Origin of the sequence: Kribbella jiaozuonensis (assembly GCF_005233875.1) — a bacterium.
In the GTDB taxonomy this organism is placed as follows: domain Bacteria; phylum Actinomycetota; class Actinomycetes; order Propionibacteriales; family Kribbellaceae; genus Kribbella; species Kribbella jiaozuonensis.
Map to the genome: position 1 here is coordinate 405,071 of NZ_SZPZ01000003.1, position 14,479 is coordinate 419,549.

Here is a 14,479-nt window from a genome sequence, read left to right on the forward strand (position 1 = left end):
CCGGGCTCGCCGTTTGGGACGGGATCGTAGATCTGTTCAACACGGTCATGACGCCGCTGTACTGGGCCGTCTCGGCTCTGCTCGTCGGCTGGCACTGGCTGCTGAGCCAGGTGCTGGACCCTGACGGCGGCTGGGCCTGGGCGCTGTCGATCGCCGGCCTGACCATCGTCATCCGGACCTTGCTGATCCCGCTGTTCGTCCGGCAGATCCGCTCCAGCCGGAACATGCAGCTGCTGCAGCCGAAGATGAAGGAGCTGCAGAAGAAGTACGGCCACGACCGGGAGAAGCTCGGTCAGGAAATGATGAAGCTGTACAAGGAGACGGGCACCAACCCGTTCTCCTCGTGCCTTCCGCTGCTGCTGCAGTCGCCGATCTTCCTGGCCCTGTTCCGGGTGCTCGACTACGCCGCCAAGGGCCAGTGGCACAGCGAGATCATGAAGCCGTACGTCAGCTCGCTGCAGCACGCGAAGATCTTCGGTGCGGAGATCTCGCAGACCTTCCTGAAGGCGAACGGCCCGGGTGCGGCCAACGTCAAGGTCGTCGCGATCGTGCTGATCATCCTGATGACGGCGACGATGTTCACCACGCAGCTGCAGCTGATGCGCAAGAACATGCCGAAGGAGGCCCTCACCGGCCAGGCCGCGCAGATGCAGAAGGTCATGCTGTACGTCTTCCCGGTCTTCTTCCTGATCGGTGGCTTCAACTTCCCGATCGGTGTGCTGATCTACTGGTTCGTCTCGAACCTGTGGACGATGGGCCAGCAGTTCTACGTGATCCGCCGCAACCCCGCTCCGGGCACCCCGGCGTACGACGCGATGCAGGCCCGCAAGCGTGAGCACAACGTGCGCCACGGCCGGCCGGCCGACGACGGCGTTCCCGGTGCGGCGGGCGCCGCGACCGAGACCGAGACGGACCGGCGACCGGCCCAGCGGCAGCAGCCGAAGCGGCAGTCGCGCAGCGACCGTAAGGGCGGTCCGGTTGCGGGTGGTGCGAACGCATCCGACTCGACGGCGTCGAGCAACGGGCAGACCTCGGCCGCACCCCAGGACGAGCCGCGGCCCCAGGACGCGCCGAAGAAGCCTCAGGGTGGTGCTGCCAAGAAGCAGCCGGCCGGGTCGGGCAAGCGTCAGCCCGCCGCCAAGTCGGCCGCCCAGAAGCGGGCCGCACAGAAGAGGGCAGCGCAGAAGCGCTCCGGCGGTTCGCGCTGACCCGCCCGCTCTTCTGGTTTGCACATCCTGCCTTGTGAACGACGGGATCCCCGTGGGGCGGATCTCGATATTGCGAAGGAGTGGCCGTGAGTGACGGCATGCAGAACACCGAGGCGGCGGAGCAGTCCGCCGGTACGAACGACTCGGCCGAGGATCGCCTGAAGGCGCTCGAGGCCGAGAGCGATATTGCGGCGGACTACCTCGAGGAGTTGCTCGACATCGCCGATCTCGACGGCGATATCGACATGGACATCGACGGCGACCGTGCCGCGGTGTCGATCGTCGGCGCGGAGCTGAACAACCTCGTCGGCGAGAACGGCAAGGTGCTCGAGGCGCTCCAGGAGCTGACCCGGCTGGCGGTGTACCGGGAGACCGGTGAGCGGTCGCGGCTGATGCTGGACGTGTCGAACTACCGGGCGAACCGGAAGGCCGAGCTGGAAGAGGTCGGCCGGAAGGCCGTCGAAGAGGCGAAGGCGACCGGTACGCCGGTCCGGCTCGACCCGATGACTCCGTTCGAGCGCAAGGTCGTCCACGACGTGGTTGCCGCCGCCGGCCTGACGTCCGAGTCGGAGGGCGAGGAGCCCCGCCGCCGCGTGGTGGTCCAGCCATGAACGCACGCCCGTGACCGAACACGTTTCACGTGAAACGCCGCCGCCGCTCGTGGAGAAGCTGTTTCCACGGGCGGCGGTCCGGCTTTCGGAGTACGCCGAACTGCTCGCGACCGAGGGCACGCTGCGGGGACTGATCGGACCGCGGGAGGTTCCGCGGCTCTGGGACCGGCATCTGCTGAACTGTGCCGTCGTCGAGCGGCTGATCCCGGAGGAAGCGCTGGTCGCCGACATCGGCACCGGAGCGGGGCTGCCGGGGATCGTGCTCGCGATCGTCCGGCCCGATCTCCAGGTGGAGCTCGTCGAGCCGTTGCTCCGACGCACCACCTTCCTGCAGGAAGCCGTCGACGCACTCGAGCTCGACAACGCGACGGTCGCCCGGTCCCGGGCGGAGGATCTGCCACGGGCGTCGTACGACGTGGTGACCTCTCGGGCCGTTGCTCCATTGGGCAAACTCGCGCGCTGGTGCCTGCCGCTCTGCGTCGAGGGCGGACTGATGCTGGCGATGAAGGGGTCGTCCGCAGAGGAGGAACTGGACGCCTCCGAACCCGAATTGGCGAAGCTCGGGGCAGAGCTTTGGCACATTCATCAACTCGGCGGCGATGAACTGGCCCTCCCCACGACTGTGGTGAGTATTGTGGCCGGACGTGCTGCAGGGGGATCCCGGCACGGAAGACGCGGGAGGTGAGCGGGTTGGTGAGTCGTGCCCTCGGATGGCCCGAGAAGAGCACAGGTGAGCCGAGGTCATCGCAGGGCATCGGCTGGCCGACCGATCCGGATTCCACCGTTCGGGTGGTCATCCAGGAGCCGGCTCCCGACCTCACCCCCGCGCCAGCACCTCCTGTCCAGACCTCTCCTTCCGACGAGTCCCCGGACCCGATCGTGGCGACTCCGCCGATCGACAGTTCGGGACTCCGGGCGGTCGCCGCGGCCGGTCTCGACGTACCTGTTGAGACAGACGGCGGTTCCGTTTCACGTGAAACGCCGGACATGCGCGATGATGGTTCCGAGCCCGAATCGGCGTCACTGGTGGACGCCGAGCCGGGCTTCTCGGACTCTCCACCGCCTGTGGATGACCACCGCATGAAACTGCCTCTGCACACGGGAATTCGTCCACAGCAGCCTGTGGACGGAGCTGGGGGCAGACCCGCCCCGACCCCTACCGACATCCTCTTCGGGCCAAGTCCCGCACCTATTGGAATGGGCGCTATGACTGCCGCACAGATCGCCGCGCGGGCCACGTCGGACGAGCTTCAGCGACGACTTCTCGAGACTCCGATCGCCGCCGCGACCGAACGGACCCTGCTGGTGAATGAAGGACGCACGATGGGCCGCGAGTTCCCGCTGCCCGACCAGACCCGAGTCTTCGTGGTCGCCAACCAGAAGGGTGGCGTCGGCAAGACCACGACGACCGTGAACGTCGCCGCCGGCCTCGCGCTGTACGGCGCGAAGATCCTGGTCATCGACCTCGACCCCCAGGGCAACGCGTCGACGGCCCTGGGCATCGACCATGCCGAAGGCACACCTGGTGTCTACGAGGCGGTCATCGAGGGCGAGGCACTCGACAATCTGATCCAGCCGTGCGCGGAGCACCCGGGCATCCAGGTGATCCCTGCGACCATCGACCTGGCCGGCGCCGAGATCGAGCTCGTCAGTGTCGTCGCCCGCGAGAGCCGGCTGAAGAACGTGCTCGACGCGTACCTGGCCAAGACCGAGGCCGCGGGGGAGAAGTACGACTACGTCTTCATCGACTGCCCGCCGTCGCTCGGCCTGCTGACCGTCAACGCGCTGACCGCCGCGCGCGAGGTCCTGGTGCCGATCCAGAGCGAGTACTACGCACTCGAGGGTCTCTCGCAGCTCCTCCGCCACATCGACATGGTGAAGTCGCACCTTAACCCTGGCCTCGACGTGTCGACGATCCTGCTGACGATGTACGACGCCCGGACGAAGCTGGCCGGCGAGGTCGCGGCCGAGGTCCGTGGCCACTTCAAGGACGCCGTACTGCGGACTGCCGTGCCGCGCTCGGTGCGTATCTCGGAGGCGCCGAGCCACGGGCAGACCGTGCTCGCGTACGACCCGGCGTCGGCCGGCGCGCTGTCGTACTTGGAGGCCTCCCGAGAGATCGCCATGCGGAACAACGCCTGATCATTGGATCGGTGTGGCACCGTTTCACGTGAAACGGGAACGTCAGCAGTAGCAGGATTCGATCTCGAGGGAGCGCGATGAACACCCGACTCGGACGCGGACTTGGCGCGCTGATCCCCAGCTCGCCGGCCTCCGGCACCACGACTCTCGGCAGCAAGTCGAACTCGATCCCCGGAGCGCCGCCGGTCGCCAAGCCGGCGGAGCCGCAGGGCCCGGAGTTGGCCGCGGTGCCGGGTGCCTCGTTCGCCGAGATCGAGGTCGAGAAGATCACGCCGAACCCGAAGCAGCCGCGCAGCGTCTTCGACGAGGAGGCGATGGAGGAGCTCGTCCACTCGGTCAAGGAGATCGGGCTGCTGCAGCCGATCGTCGTCCGCCGGCTCGAGGGCGACAAGTACGAGCTCGTCATGGGCGAGCGGCGGTGGCGGGCGACGCAGCAGGCCGGCCTGGCGACGATTCCCGCGATCGTCCGGGACACGTCCGACGACGCCATGCTCCGTGACGCGCTCCTGGAGAACCTGCACCGCAGCCAGCTGAACCCGCTGGAAGAGGCGGCCGCCTACCAGCAGATGCTCGACGACTTCGGCTGCACCCAGGAAGTCCTCGCGAATCGGATCGGGCGATCGCGTCCGCAGATCTCCAACACGCTCCGGCTGCTGAAGCTGCCGGCCGGTGTACAGCGGCGGGTTGCTGCCGGCGTACTTTCCGCGGGCCACGCTCGCGCCCTGCTGGGTCTTCCCAGCGGCGATGCGATCGAGCGCCTCGCTCAGCGGATCGTTGCCGAAGGCCTGTCCGTCCGCACGGTCGAGGAGATCGTTGCCCTGGGCGACATGAACGCCGAGGACCCGACCCCGGCCCGCCGCCGGAACAAGCCGGTAGCCCCGCGCCTGGTCGACCTGGCCGACCGGCTGTCGGATCGCTTCGAAACCCGGGTGAAGGTTGACCTGGGCAAGACCAAGGGCAAGATCACCGTCGAGTTCGCTTCGCTGGACGACCTCGAGCGCATCGTCACGCTGATGGACCCGAACAAGCAGACCGACTGATTTGTCGACAAAGTTACTCGGCGACTTGCTGCAATGTTTCATGTGAAACATTGCGGGTGGCTTTGATCAGGTAGACGGCCGGGAGGTGGGTCGCCATCGGGCCCAGAGCGGGGTACATCTCCGCGACGGGGGACTCCTGGAAGGCGCTGAGGGTCAGGCCTGCCGCCAGCAGCGCGGTGATGATGTCGCTCGGCGGCCAGACGAAGGCAGTGAACGTGGGGGCGTCGGGATTGTCACGGGCGCCGGTCGGAAGCTTGGTGTTCTCGATGGTGGCGCGTGGGGTGGAGCGGCCGAAGTAGTCGGCGGCGACCGTCAACTGCCCCGGGCCCTGGACGGCCAGGACTTCCCAGACCGGGTGATGGTCGGCCAGCAGGATCGATCCACCGGGTGCCAGACGCGATGCGATCAGAGTGGCGAAGACGGTCAGGTCCGGGACCCAGCAGATGGCGCCCCAGCTGAGGTAGATGAGGTCGAAGCCGGTGAGGTCGGCCGGGAGGGCGAGCATGTCGGCCCGGCGGAAGTCGGCCGGGATGCCGGCGGCAGCGGACTTCGATCGAGCCATCTCCAGAGCGACTTCGGAGATGTCGACGCCGGTGACCACGGCGCCCAGTTGGGCCCAGGAGAGGACCTCGTCGCCGCAGGAGCAAGCCAGCTGGAGGACGCGACGATCGCGCACGGAGCCGGCGGCCGCGAGCTCGTCAGCCGACAGCGTCGAGCCGCCGCCTGCGAAGTACGACGCGGGTTGACCGGGGCGCGCGCTGTGGATCTGGTTCCAGCCGGCGCGGTTCGACTCCGTGATGTCAGTCAGCACGGAGTCGACGCTAGGGGCGGGAACCCAGCAGGACAACGGGATTAGCGGCCCTGCAGCTCGTGCGACGTCTTGCGCTCGGCGTAGAACGACAGGAACGGGATCGTGCCGGCCAGCGCCATCATCACCAGTCGCGGGAACGACCAACGGACCCGGCGGAACAGGTCGAAGGTCAGCAGCAGGTAGACCATGTAGAGGAACCCGTGCGTCGGGCCGATCACGTCCATCGCGCCGGGGCTGTCCGCGAAGTACTTGAGCGGCATCGCGAGGAACACCAGCAGCAGGAGCATCACGCCGACGACGTACGCGATCACGCGGTAGCGCATCAGCGCGCCGCGGACGGCCGGGGTCAGCGGCTGGGTGCCGGCGGAGGTGGCGGGGTCGGCTGGAGAAGTCACGCTGAAACGGTACCGCTCGGCTCCACACGTTCCTCGGGCCGGTCCTCGTCCGGGTCCGGCTCGTCGACGGCGCGGTTCGCGTCCAGCACCATCTTGGCCCACATCCACAGCGTGAAGGCCGCGAAAATCCACCACTGGAAGGCATACGCGATGTTCCGCAGGCCGGCATGATCGGTCGGCGGCGGAGGCGGTTGTACGGCGGCCGGCGCGGGAGACGGCACGACGCCGGACAACGACTGCTGTACGACGAACGCGTCGTACACCCGGTAGTCGACAAGGTGGACGATCGTCGGGATCCGCAGCGACGACAGCACCCGTCCCTTGGCAGCATCGTCCGACGAGTCCTCCGCCTCGGACGCGATCACCGTCCCGGTCAGCTGCACCGGCCCGCTGGGAGCGCGAGCGGCCGCGTCGGTCACGGAAGGCACCCAACCCCGCACGACCATGACGGCGTCCGTCGTGGACAGCTTCACCGGCGACACAACCCAGAAGCCGACCCGCGAGTCCTGTGAACGGTCTGCGATGAACACCTGGTCCGCAGCCGGTCCCCAGGTCCCATCGACCGTCACTCGCCGACTGACGGCCTTGGACGGCAAACCCTCGTCGATCGAGAACAGCGACTGCAAGGCCACCGGCGCAGCTTCAGCACGCTGGGCCGTGGCGTCGGCCGTCTTCGACCGGTACACGCCCAGCTGCCACACGCCCATCACCGACATCACTGCAGCAATGGCCAGCGCCAGCACCAGCAGGCCGATCCATCGCGGCGTCAGAACGGTCCGCCACAGCGGCCGGTGAACTTCGGGCATCACAACCTTCAGCGAGCAGCAGCTGCCGCGAGCAGGTCGCGGCAGAGCACACCGAGCTCGATCCCGGCAGCCTCGGCGGCCAACGGGACCAGCGACGTCTCCGTCATCCCCGGCGCGACATTCACCTCGAGGAACCACGGCACCCCGGCCGCGTCCACCACGAGGTCCGACCGCGACAGGTCCCGCAGCCCCAGCGCCTGGTGCGCCTGCACCGCGGCCGCAGCGCACGCACCCGCGACCTCAGGCTCCAACCGAGCGGGTACGACGAACTGCGTCGCGCCCGCCGTGTACCGCGCCTCGTAGTCGTAGAAGCCCGAGTCCGGCCGGATCTCCACCGCCGGCAACGCCCGCGGCCCGTCGCCGGTGTCGACGACGGTGACGGCGACCTCGGTGCCGTCGACGTACTGCTCGATCAGCGCGACCGGACCGTATGCGTAGCAGTTCACCATCGCGGACGGCAGTTCCTCGGCCGACCGCACGATCGAGGCGCCCAGCGCAGAACCGCCGCGGGCAGGCTTCACGACCAGCGGCAGGCCGATCTGGTGGATCACCGACTCCATCAGCGATGCGGCGCCCAGCTCGCGGAACGTGTCATGCCCAAGCACCACCGACGCCGGCGTGTGCAGCCCCGCGGACCCGACCATCGTCGACGCGACCGGCTTGTCGAAGGCCGTGCGGCAGGCCGCCGCGTCGGCGCCGACGTACGGAACGCCGTACAGGTCGAGGACCTGGCGGAGTGCGCCGTCCTCGCCGGTGACGCCGTGCAGGACGGGGAAGACCGCGTCCGGCGGATCGTTACGCAGCCGCTCGACCAGGGAGGCGTCGACGTCACGCTGCTCGACCTCTACGCCGACGCTGCGCAGGGCGTCCGCCACCCGCCGGCCGGACCGGAGCGAGACGTCCCGCTCGTGCGACAGTCCACCGGCCAGAACAAGCACTCGACCCAGATCACTCATCACAAATATCCCGATCACTCGTGGGCGACTCCGGCACGGGCGCCGGTCCCGAAGCCCACTCGAACGGTACCGCTAGCGTGTCAGCGACCCACGACCGCCCGTAGATCCATTGCGCAACCTTTGCGCTCGTCAAACCCCGTGGTCTAGCTCAGCTCCGGGCCCGGAGCGTCGTAGTCGCGCCCCGCACCAGGGGGCAGCGGGCCGAACGTCTCGCGGAGTTCGAGCTCCTCGTTGATCACCGCGGCGAGCCGGCCGACACCTTCGGTGATCCGCTCCGGCGTCGGATGACAGTACGACAGCCGCATGCACTGGGAGCCGAAACCGTCGGCGAAGAAGGCAGTTCCGGGGACGTACGCCACGCGCGCGGTGACCGCCCGCGGCAGCATCGACTTCGCGTCCAGACCCTCCGGCAAGGTCAGCCAGACGTAGAATCCGCCCCGCGGCCGCGTCCAGGTCGTTGCTGCAGGCATCTTTTCGGTGAGCGCCGCGAGCATCGCGTCCCGGCGTTCGCGGTACATCTCGCGGAACTGCTTCACCTGGCCCATCCAGTCGTGCCGGACCAGGTACGACGAGATGGCGAGCTGGCTGAACGTCGGCGGGCAGAGCGTCGCGGATTCCTGTGCCAGCACGAGTTTCTCCCGCACCGCATGCGGCGCGACCGCCCAACCCACCCGGAAACCGGGCGCGAACGTCTTGGAGAACGACCCGAGGTAGATCACGCCTTCGCGATCGTCGGCCCGCAGGGCGCGCTGCGGCTCACCCTCGAAGCCGAGCAGCCCGTACGGGTTGTCCTCCAGCACCAGCAGATTGGCGCGCTGACAGATCTCGAGCACCCGCGACCGGCGCTCGTCCGACAGCGAAACCCCAGCAGGGTTGTGGAAATTCGGGATCGTGTAGAAGAACTTGATCCGCTTGCCGGCCGCGCGCACAGACGCGATCGCCTGCTCCAGCGCCTCCGGTACGACACCGTCGTCGTCCATCGCGATATGGACCACTTCACACTGGTACGCACGGAACACCCCGAGCGCACCGACGTACGACGGCGCCTCGCAGATCACTACGTCGCCCGGATCGCAGAACACCCGCGTGACCAGGTCGACCGCCTGCTGGCTGCCGACCGTCACGACGACGTCGTCGGGGTGGGCCTCGATGCCTTCCAGCCGCATGATGTCGCAGATCTGGTCGCGCAGCGCCGGATCGCCCTGGCCGGAGCCGTACTGCATCGCGGTCGCGCCGTTGTCGATCACCAGATCGCGGACCGCGCCGCCGACCACGTCCAGCGGCAGGCCGCCGATGTTCGGCATGCCGCCGGCGAGTGAGACCACCTCGGGGCGGCTGGCAACGGAGAACAGTGCGCGGATCTCTGATGCGGTCATGCCCTTGGTCCGTGCTGCGTACGCCTCGACGTAGTTGTCGAGGCGGGTCTGCCGGACATCGGGCACGTCAGCACTCACGAGGGCCACTCCAACGGTGATCGAGGGGGAAGTCACCAGGTTACGTCGAGAGACCCGAGTCCGGGCTGTGGATCGGCGCGACCTCTCACTACCATGCCTTATAGGGGCAGGTTCGACCATGCCGTGATCTGGCTGCTGAGACAGCCGGCCGGTGCGGTGCGGCCTGGGAGGTGGACTGCGGAAGGCAGGATTCGGGATGAGCGTGGGCAAGACAGCCGGCTGGACACTCGGCGGACTGGTACTGGGCGTGCTGGCCGGATTCGCGGCCGAGCTGTTCCGGCGGCAACCCGCCGCCAAGGTGCAACAGCGGTACGTCGCCCCCGAGGCGACTCGCACGACGGACGCGCGGACCCCGGCCCCGGTGCCGGAACCGGCGACCGAACCCGCTACGCGATGACACGCATCGTGACGAAGCTAACAAGCGTCCGTCGATGCGGCACCGCTGACCGGACGCGCTGATGGCCCGACGGCTCGAACCGCTGACACTCGCCAATCTCGGCGAGCTACCGGTTCCGTGCCGTGACTGCGTGTTCTGGGAGCTGGACCCGGTCGCCGCGCGCCAGGCCGACCGAAATGGCGACACCGCGCTGGAGAAGGAAGCCTGGCTGTCCCAGCTGCTGCTCGACTGGGGTCAGGCAGGAGTCGTGCTGTACGTCGACGACGAGCCGGCCGGGTTCGCGCTCTACGGGCCCGCGACGTACCTGCCCCGGATCCAGGCGTTCCCGACGGCTCCGGTCAGCCCGGACGCCGTCGTACTCGCGACCGGGCGGATCCAACCGCGGTACCTGGGTCTCGGGCTGGGCAAGATCCTCGTCCAGGCGGTCGCCAAGGACGTGCTGAAGCGTGGGTTCCGGGCCGTCGAGGCGTTCGGGGACTCGCGGTGGAACGGGCCGGGCTGCGTCTGGCCGACCGAGTTCCTCCGCGCGGTCGGCTTCGGCGTCGTCCGCGAGCATCCGCGTAATCCACGGCTGCGGCTCGACCTGCGCTCGGCGATCACCTGGCGTAGCGAGATGGAGGCCGCCGTCGAGCGGCTGATGGGTGCGATCCGCCCGGAGCCGTCGCCGTCCGGCCCGGTGACGGTCCGGGACGCGTTGAGGTCAGGTCCCGAGTGATCTGGCGCGCGCTGGCCGACGTGGTGATGGTCGTGCACGGCGCCTTACTGCTGTTCTTCGTGGTGGGCAGCTTCCTCGCCTGGCGATGGCCCAAGCTGATCTGGTACCACCTCGCCATCGTGGTGTGGAACGTCGTCATCGTGCTGGTCGACTTCGGCTGCCCGGTGACCGCGACCGAGAAGTTCTTCCGTCGGCAGGGCGGCGAGAGCGTCTACGCCGGCGGGTACATCCACCACTACCTCGAGGGGCACCTCTGGCCCGAAGGGCAGACGCCCTGGGCGGAGCGGATCGGGTTCGCGCTGGTGCTGATCGGGTACGCCGGGTTCTTCGTCGTACAGCACCGGCGGAAGGCCAAGGTCAGGGGCGAGTCAGTGGGACCCCGGACGTGAGCCGGGTGAGCGGTCCCCATACTGGGAGGGTGCCTATCGACGAGTACCTGGCCGCATTGAGCAAGCAGCTCAGTGGGCCGCGGCGCCGGAAGGCTGACTTGCTGGCCGAGGCCGGCGATCACCTGACCGACGCGACCGAGGCCTTCGAGGCCGACGGTTTCGACCGGTACGACGCGGAGAAGCACGCGGTCGCCGACTTCGGGGCGATCGAGGACGTCGCGCCGGGATACCAGGCCGAGCTCGCGATCAGCCAGAGCCGCCGTACGGCGCTGTTGTTGTTCGCGGCGCTGATCATCCAGCCGATCGTGTGGCAGAGCGGCGCGTGGATCTGGACCAGCGTTCCGGATCAGGCCACGCCGCTCAACGATCTGCTGCAGACGGTGGTCCGAGCTGTCGGCATGGTCGTCATCGCCGGTGCCGTACTGGCTGTCCTGGCCACCGGCATCGGGGTCCGCTATCCCATGGTGCGCGAGCACCTGAGCCGGGCGACCGCGCTCTTCACGCTGGGCGGTTCGGCGCTGATCGCGGGGATCGGCGTCACGATGACCGCGACCAGTTCACACCCTCCCGGCATCCCGGCGTACGGCATCGTCGGGACGTTCGTCGTCCTGCCGCTCGCGCTGGTGAGCGTCCAGGCCGCTCGCTGCCTACGCCTGGCCCGGGCGTAGCACCCCTTCCACCACAGCCCGGAAGGTGATCCACTCCTGCTTGCCTGAGGCAAGCATCTTCGTACCGGCGCTGGTCAGCTGGTAGGTCCGGCGCTTCCGGCCGCCGACCGTGCTCCACTCGCTGGCCAAGTAGCCGGCCCGCTCCAGCCGCCGCAACGCCGGGTAGAGCGTGCCGGTCGGCAGGTCGAGCTCGCCGCCGCTGCGCTCGAGCAGCGCCTCCATGATCGCGTAACCGTGCAGCGGCTCGTGCTCGACGACCGCCAGGATCATCGGGTCGAGGTGCCCACGCAGCGCATCCGCCTTCATGTAGCCAGTCTACTCATATGTCTGTTACTGTCGAGAGGCAACATGTAGCCAATCTACTTATAGGACAGTGAGGAGGGCCCGGCGATGACCGTGGAGACCCCTGTACGACGATCGCCCGGCGCGAAACCACCGGGTCCGCTCCACCGCGTCTCCGGCTGGGCCATGCGGCACGCCGGTCTCGCAGTTCTGCTGTGGGTGGTCGTGCTGGCCGCCGTCACCGCCACAGCGACCGTCGTGGGCGCGAACTACAAGAACGACAACTCGCTCCCGGGCACCGACTCCCAGCGGGTGACCGACATCTTCCAGGCGCACCAGCCGAAGGGCGACACGGCTTCGGTGCAGATCGTCGTCCAGGCCGACGGCGGTCTCGACGCGGACAAGAGCCGGATGGCGTCGATGCTGGCAGTCGTCCGGACCCTTCCGCATGTCGCATCGGTCGCGGACCCGTTCACCGCCCCGGGCAGTATGTCGACAGATCGACGTACTGCTTACTCGACCGTCAGCCTGGACGTCGCGGCGACGGATATGCCGGTGGAGGACGTGCGAACGATCATCCATCGGGCGCAGGACTTCGCACGGCCGGGGTTCCAGGTCGACGTCGGTGGGGATCTGGCCCGGAACGCGGCGGACAGTTCGGGCGGTGCGTCCGAGGGCGCGGGGATCCTGGCCGCGCTGGTGATTCTCGTGTTCGTGTTCGGGTCGTTGCTTGCGGCAACGTTGCCGCTGTTGACCGCGGTGTTCGCGGTGGGCAGCACGGTCGCGTTGCTGATGCTCGCGTCGCATCTGTTCACGGTGCCGGAGTACACGACGCCGGTGATGATGCTCGTGGGGCTGGGCGTCGGCATCGACTATGCGTTGCTGATCTTCTCGCGCTATCGGCATGAGCTGCTGAAGGGCACGGCCGATCCGAAGATGGTTGCCTTGGACACCGCTGGGCGATCGGTGCTGTTCGCCGGCTGCACTGTCGTGATCGCGCTGCTCGGGCTGTTGGCGCTCGGACTCGGTTCGTTGCAGGGCGTTGCGCTCGGGGTCACGTTGACCGTGCTGATGACGATGCTCGCCGCAGTGACGTTGCTGCCCGCTCTGTTGACGTTGTTCGGGAAGCGGATCGAGCGGAGTGTTCGCAAGCACGCCGCGAAACAGCGTCGTACGCCTGGTGACGGTTGGCGGAAGCTGGCCGGACTGGTGCAGCGTGGGCCGTGGGTGCCGTTGTTGCTCGGGACCGTCGCTCTGGTGGCGTTGTCGTTGCCGGCGTTGAACATGCGGCTCGGGTTCGCAGACGCGGGTACGGACGATCCGGCGAAGACGAGCCGGAAGGCGTACGACCTGCTGGCCGACGGGTTCGGGCCCGGGTTCAACGGTCCGCTCGTCGTGGTGTCCGAGGGCGACAAGACTGCGGCGCAGGTACTTGGTCAGACGTTGGCCGCGGATCCCGGTATTGCAGCGGTGACGCCGCCGCAGCTGACTCCGGACGGCAAGGTCGCCACCGTGCTGGCGTTCCCGAAGTCGGCGCCGCAGGACGCCGCGACGAGCGACCTCGTGCAGCGGCTGCGCGACGACACGTTGCCGAAGCTCGAGTCGCAGACCAGGGGGACGTACCTGGTCGGGGGAGCGACGGCGGCCGCGGACGACTTCGCGTCGGCGGTCAGCAAGCGGCTGCCGATCTTCGTGCTCGTGGTGGTCGGTCTGTCGGCGCTGCTGCTGATGGCGGTGTTCCGGTCGGTGCTGATCCCGTTGAAGGCCGCCGTACTCAATCTGCTCAGCATCGGCGCCTCGCTCGGCGTGATCACGCTGGTGTTCCAGCAGGGCTGGTTCGGCGCGCAGGCGGGGCCGATCGAGGCGTTCGTACCGGTGATGATCTTCGCGATCGTGTTCGGGTTGTCGATGGACTACGAGGTGTTCCTGGTGTCGCGGATCCACGAGGAGTGGCGGCGTACCCAGGACGCCCGGGCCGCCGTCCGGGAAGGACTGGCGACCACGGGCAGTGTGATCACGGCGGCGGCCGCGATCATGATCGTGGTGTTCGCCGCGTTCCTGCTGAGCCCGGACCGGATGCTGAAGCAGTTCGGTCTCGGCCTGGCGACCGCCGTCCTTCTCGACGCCCTCCTGATCCGCTGCATCATCGTCCCGGCCGTACTGCGCCTCATGGGCAACCGTGCTTGGTGGCTACCCCGCTGGCTCGACCGGGCGCTGCCGAAGATCGCGCTCGAGAAGGACTGAGGTCAGCCGTTGGCGGCCACGCCGATCTTGTGACCTTGTGCGTCGGCAAAGACGCCGAAGCTCGTGCCGGGGACCTGCTGGGCGGGCTGGACGATCTGTCCGCCCAGCTCCTCGGCGCGGGCGAGCGTGGCCGCGACGTCCTCGACCGCGACGAAGAACAGCACCTCGTCCTCGGCGCTCTGCCGCGGGCTGATCGCGACGTACGTCCCCTCCGGCGTACCGGTGTCGATGAACGTGTAACCGGGGAACGCGCCCTCGGACGCGATCTTCCACCCGAACAGGTCAGCGAAGAACTGCCGGGTCTTGTCTGGGTCCGCCGATCGGATCTCGGCATGGACGACTGGATGTGCCATGAGCCCCT

16 protein-coding genes and 1 pseudogene are annotated in these 14,479 nt (G+C 68.3%); 10 read left to right on the forward strand and 7 right to left on the reverse strand.

Annotated features, from left to right (window positions below):
* Positions 1 to 47: 47 nt before the first annotated feature.
* The 5 genes and pseudogenes from yidC to FDA38_RS21620 all read left to right on the forward strand — a co-directional run.
* Positions 48 to 968: pseudogene (gene yidC / locus FDA38_RS21600) on the forward strand (membrane protein insertase YidC); the annotation flags it as partial.
* A 326-nt stretch (positions 969 to 1,294) separates the two neighbouring features.
* Positions 1,295 to 1,819, forward strand: coding sequence for a Jag family protein (locus tag FDA38_RS21605; RefSeq protein ID WP_456073108.1), 525 nt, complete (start codon positions 1,295 to 1,297; stop codon positions 1,817 to 1,819).
* A gap of 10 nt (positions 1,820 to 1,829) precedes the next feature.
* Positions 1,830 to 2,504, forward strand: a complete 675-nt coding sequence (rsmG, locus tag FDA38_RS21610; RefSeq protein ID WP_170989827.1) for a 16S rRNA (guanine(527)-N(7))-methyltransferase RsmG — start codon at positions 1,830 to 1,832, stop codon at positions 2,502 to 2,504.
* Between the two features lie 521 nt (positions 2,505 to 3,025).
* Positions 3,026 to 3,961: a ParA family protein gene (locus FDA38_RS21615; protein ID WP_170989828.1), complete on the forward strand. Its 936-nt coding sequence runs from the start codon at positions 3,026 to 3,028 to the stop codon at positions 3,959 to 3,961.
* Positions 3,962 to 4,038: 77 nt separating this feature from the next.
* Complete coding sequence (locus FDA38_RS21620) at positions 4,039 to 5,001, forward strand: ParB/RepB/Spo0J family partition protein (RefSeq protein WP_137255908.1); 963 nt, start codon at positions 4,039 to 4,041, stop codon at positions 4,999 to 5,001.
* 13 nt (positions 5,002 to 5,014) lie between these two features.
* On the opposite strand, the gene FDA38_RS21625 is transcribed toward FDA38_RS21620, so the two are convergent.
* From FDA38_RS21625 to FDA38_RS21645, 5 genes are all read right to left on the reverse strand, one after another.
* The gene (locus tag FDA38_RS21625; protein WP_170989829.1) at positions 5,015 to 5,812 is read right to left on the reverse strand and encodes a class I SAM-dependent methyltransferase; all 798 of its coding nucleotides are present in this window, start codon (positions 5,810 to 5,812) and stop codon (positions 5,015 to 5,017) included.
* Between the two features lie 41 nt (positions 5,813 to 5,853).
* Positions 5,854 to 6,207, reverse strand: coding sequence for a DUF3817 domain-containing protein (locus FDA38_RS21630; RefSeq protein WP_233714838.1), 354 nt, complete (start codon positions 6,205 to 6,207; stop codon positions 5,854 to 5,856).
* Positions 6,204 to 7,013 carry an SURF1 family protein gene (locus FDA38_RS21635; protein WP_137255910.1) on the reverse strand — a complete coding sequence of 270 codons (810 nt, stop codon included), beginning with the start codon at positions 7,011 to 7,013 and terminating at the stop codon, positions 6,204 to 6,206. Before FDA38_RS21635 ends, FDA38_RS21630 begins: the two co-directional genes overlap by 4 nt.
* An 8-nt stretch (positions 7,014 to 7,021) precedes the next feature.
* Positions 7,022 to 7,969, reverse strand: a complete 948-nt coding sequence (locus FDA38_RS21640) for a D-alanine--D-alanine ligase family protein (protein WP_137255911.1) — start codon at positions 7,967 to 7,969, stop codon at positions 7,022 to 7,024.
* A 143-nt stretch (positions 7,970 to 8,112) separates the two neighbouring features.
* Positions 8,113 to 9,423 (reverse strand): aminotransferase-like domain-containing protein, encoded by a 1,311-nt coding sequence (locus tag FDA38_RS21645; RefSeq protein WP_137255912.1) that lies wholly within the window; start codon positions 9,421 to 9,423, stop codon positions 8,113 to 8,115.
* Positions 9,424 to 9,619: 196 nt separating this feature from the next.
* On the opposite strand from FDA38_RS21645, the gene FDA38_RS21650 reads away from it, so the two are divergent.
* The 4 genes from FDA38_RS21650 (at position 9,620) to FDA38_RS42695 (ending at position 11,592) form a co-directional block, all read left to right on the forward strand.
* On the forward strand, positions 9,620 to 9,820 hold the full coding sequence (locus tag FDA38_RS21650) for a hypothetical protein (RefSeq protein WP_137255913.1): 201 nt from the start codon (positions 9,620 to 9,622) through the stop codon (positions 9,818 to 9,820).
* A 61-nt stretch (positions 9,821 to 9,881) separates the two neighbouring features.
* On the forward strand, positions 9,882 to 10,535 hold the full coding sequence (locus tag FDA38_RS21655; protein ID WP_137255914.1) for a GNAT family N-acetyltransferase: 654 nt from the start codon (positions 9,882 to 9,884) through the stop codon (positions 10,533 to 10,535).
* Positions 10,532 to 10,924, forward strand: a complete 393-nt coding sequence (locus FDA38_RS21660) for a DUF2784 domain-containing protein (RefSeq protein ID WP_137255915.1) — start codon at positions 10,532 to 10,534, stop codon at positions 10,922 to 10,924. The genes FDA38_RS21655 and FDA38_RS21660 overlap by 4 nt, the downstream gene beginning before the upstream one ends.
* A gap of 29 nt (positions 10,925 to 10,953) precedes the next feature.
* The gene (locus FDA38_RS42695; protein ID WP_202877781.1) at positions 10,954 to 11,592 is read left to right on the forward strand and encodes a permease prefix domain 1-containing protein; all 639 of its coding nucleotides are present in this window, start codon (positions 10,954 to 10,956) and stop codon (positions 11,590 to 11,592) included.
* Here the strand turns inward: FDA38_RS42695 and FDA38_RS21670 are convergent.
* Entirely contained in the window at positions 11,572 to 11,898 is a 327-nt protein-coding gene (locus FDA38_RS21670; RefSeq protein WP_137255916.1) for a PadR family transcriptional regulator, read from the reverse strand. The genes FDA38_RS42695 and FDA38_RS21670 overlap by 21 nt on opposite strands.
* 84 nt (positions 11,899 to 11,982) lie before the next feature.
* Here FDA38_RS21670 and FDA38_RS21675 point away from each other — a divergent pair, with 84 nt between their 5' ends.
* The gene (locus tag FDA38_RS21675) at positions 11,983 to 14,118 is read left to right on the forward strand and encodes an MMPL family transporter (RefSeq protein WP_137255917.1); all 2,136 of its coding nucleotides are present in this window, start codon (positions 11,983 to 11,985) and stop codon (positions 14,116 to 14,118) included.
* A gap of 2 nt (positions 14,119 to 14,120) precedes the next feature.
* On the opposite strand, the gene FDA38_RS21680 is transcribed toward FDA38_RS21675, so the two are convergent.
* Positions 14,121 to 14,471: a VOC family protein gene (locus FDA38_RS21680; RefSeq protein ID WP_137255918.1), complete on the reverse strand. Its 351-nt coding sequence runs from the start codon at positions 14,469 to 14,471 to the stop codon at positions 14,121 to 14,123.
* Positions 14,472 to 14,479: the final 8 nt, after the last annotated feature.

Excerpts from the sequence above, each read along its gene's own strand:
- FDA38_RS21680 (WP_137255918.1), bottom strand. The coding sequence starts at position 14,471 with ATGGCACATCCAGTCGTCCATGCCGAGATCCGATCGGCGGACCCAGAC.
- FDA38_RS21650 (WP_137255913.1), top strand. The coding sequence starts at position 9,620 with ATGAGCGTGGGCAAGACAGCCGGCTGGACACTCGGCGGACTGGTACTG.
- FDA38_RS21670 (WP_137255916.1), bottom strand. The coding sequence starts at position 11,898 with ATGAAGGCGGATGCGCTGCGTGGGCACCTCGACCCGATGATCCTGGCG.
- FDA38_RS21615 (WP_170989828.1), top strand. The coding sequence starts at position 3,026 with ATGACTGCCGCACAGATCGCCGCGCGGGCCACGTCGGACGAGCTTCAG.
- FDA38_RS21640 (WP_137255911.1), bottom strand. The coding sequence starts at position 7,969 with ATGAGTGATCTGGGTCGAGTGCTTGTTCTGGCCGGTGGACTGTCGCAC.
- FDA38_RS21635 (WP_137255910.1), bottom strand. The coding sequence starts at position 7,013 with ATGCCCGAAGTTCACCGGCCGCTGTGGCGGACCGTTCTGACGCCGCGA.
- FDA38_RS21675 (WP_137255917.1), top strand. The coding sequence starts at position 11,983 with ATGACCGTGGAGACCCCTGTACGACGATCGCCCGGCGCGAAACCACCG.
- FDA38_RS21655 (WP_137255914.1), top strand. The coding sequence starts at position 9,882 with ATGGCCCGACGGCTCGAACCGCTGACACTCGCCAATCTCGGCGAGCTA.
- FDA38_RS21620 (WP_137255908.1), top strand. The coding sequence starts at position 4,039 with ATGAACACCCGACTCGGACGCGGACTTGGCGCGCTGATCCCCAGCTCG.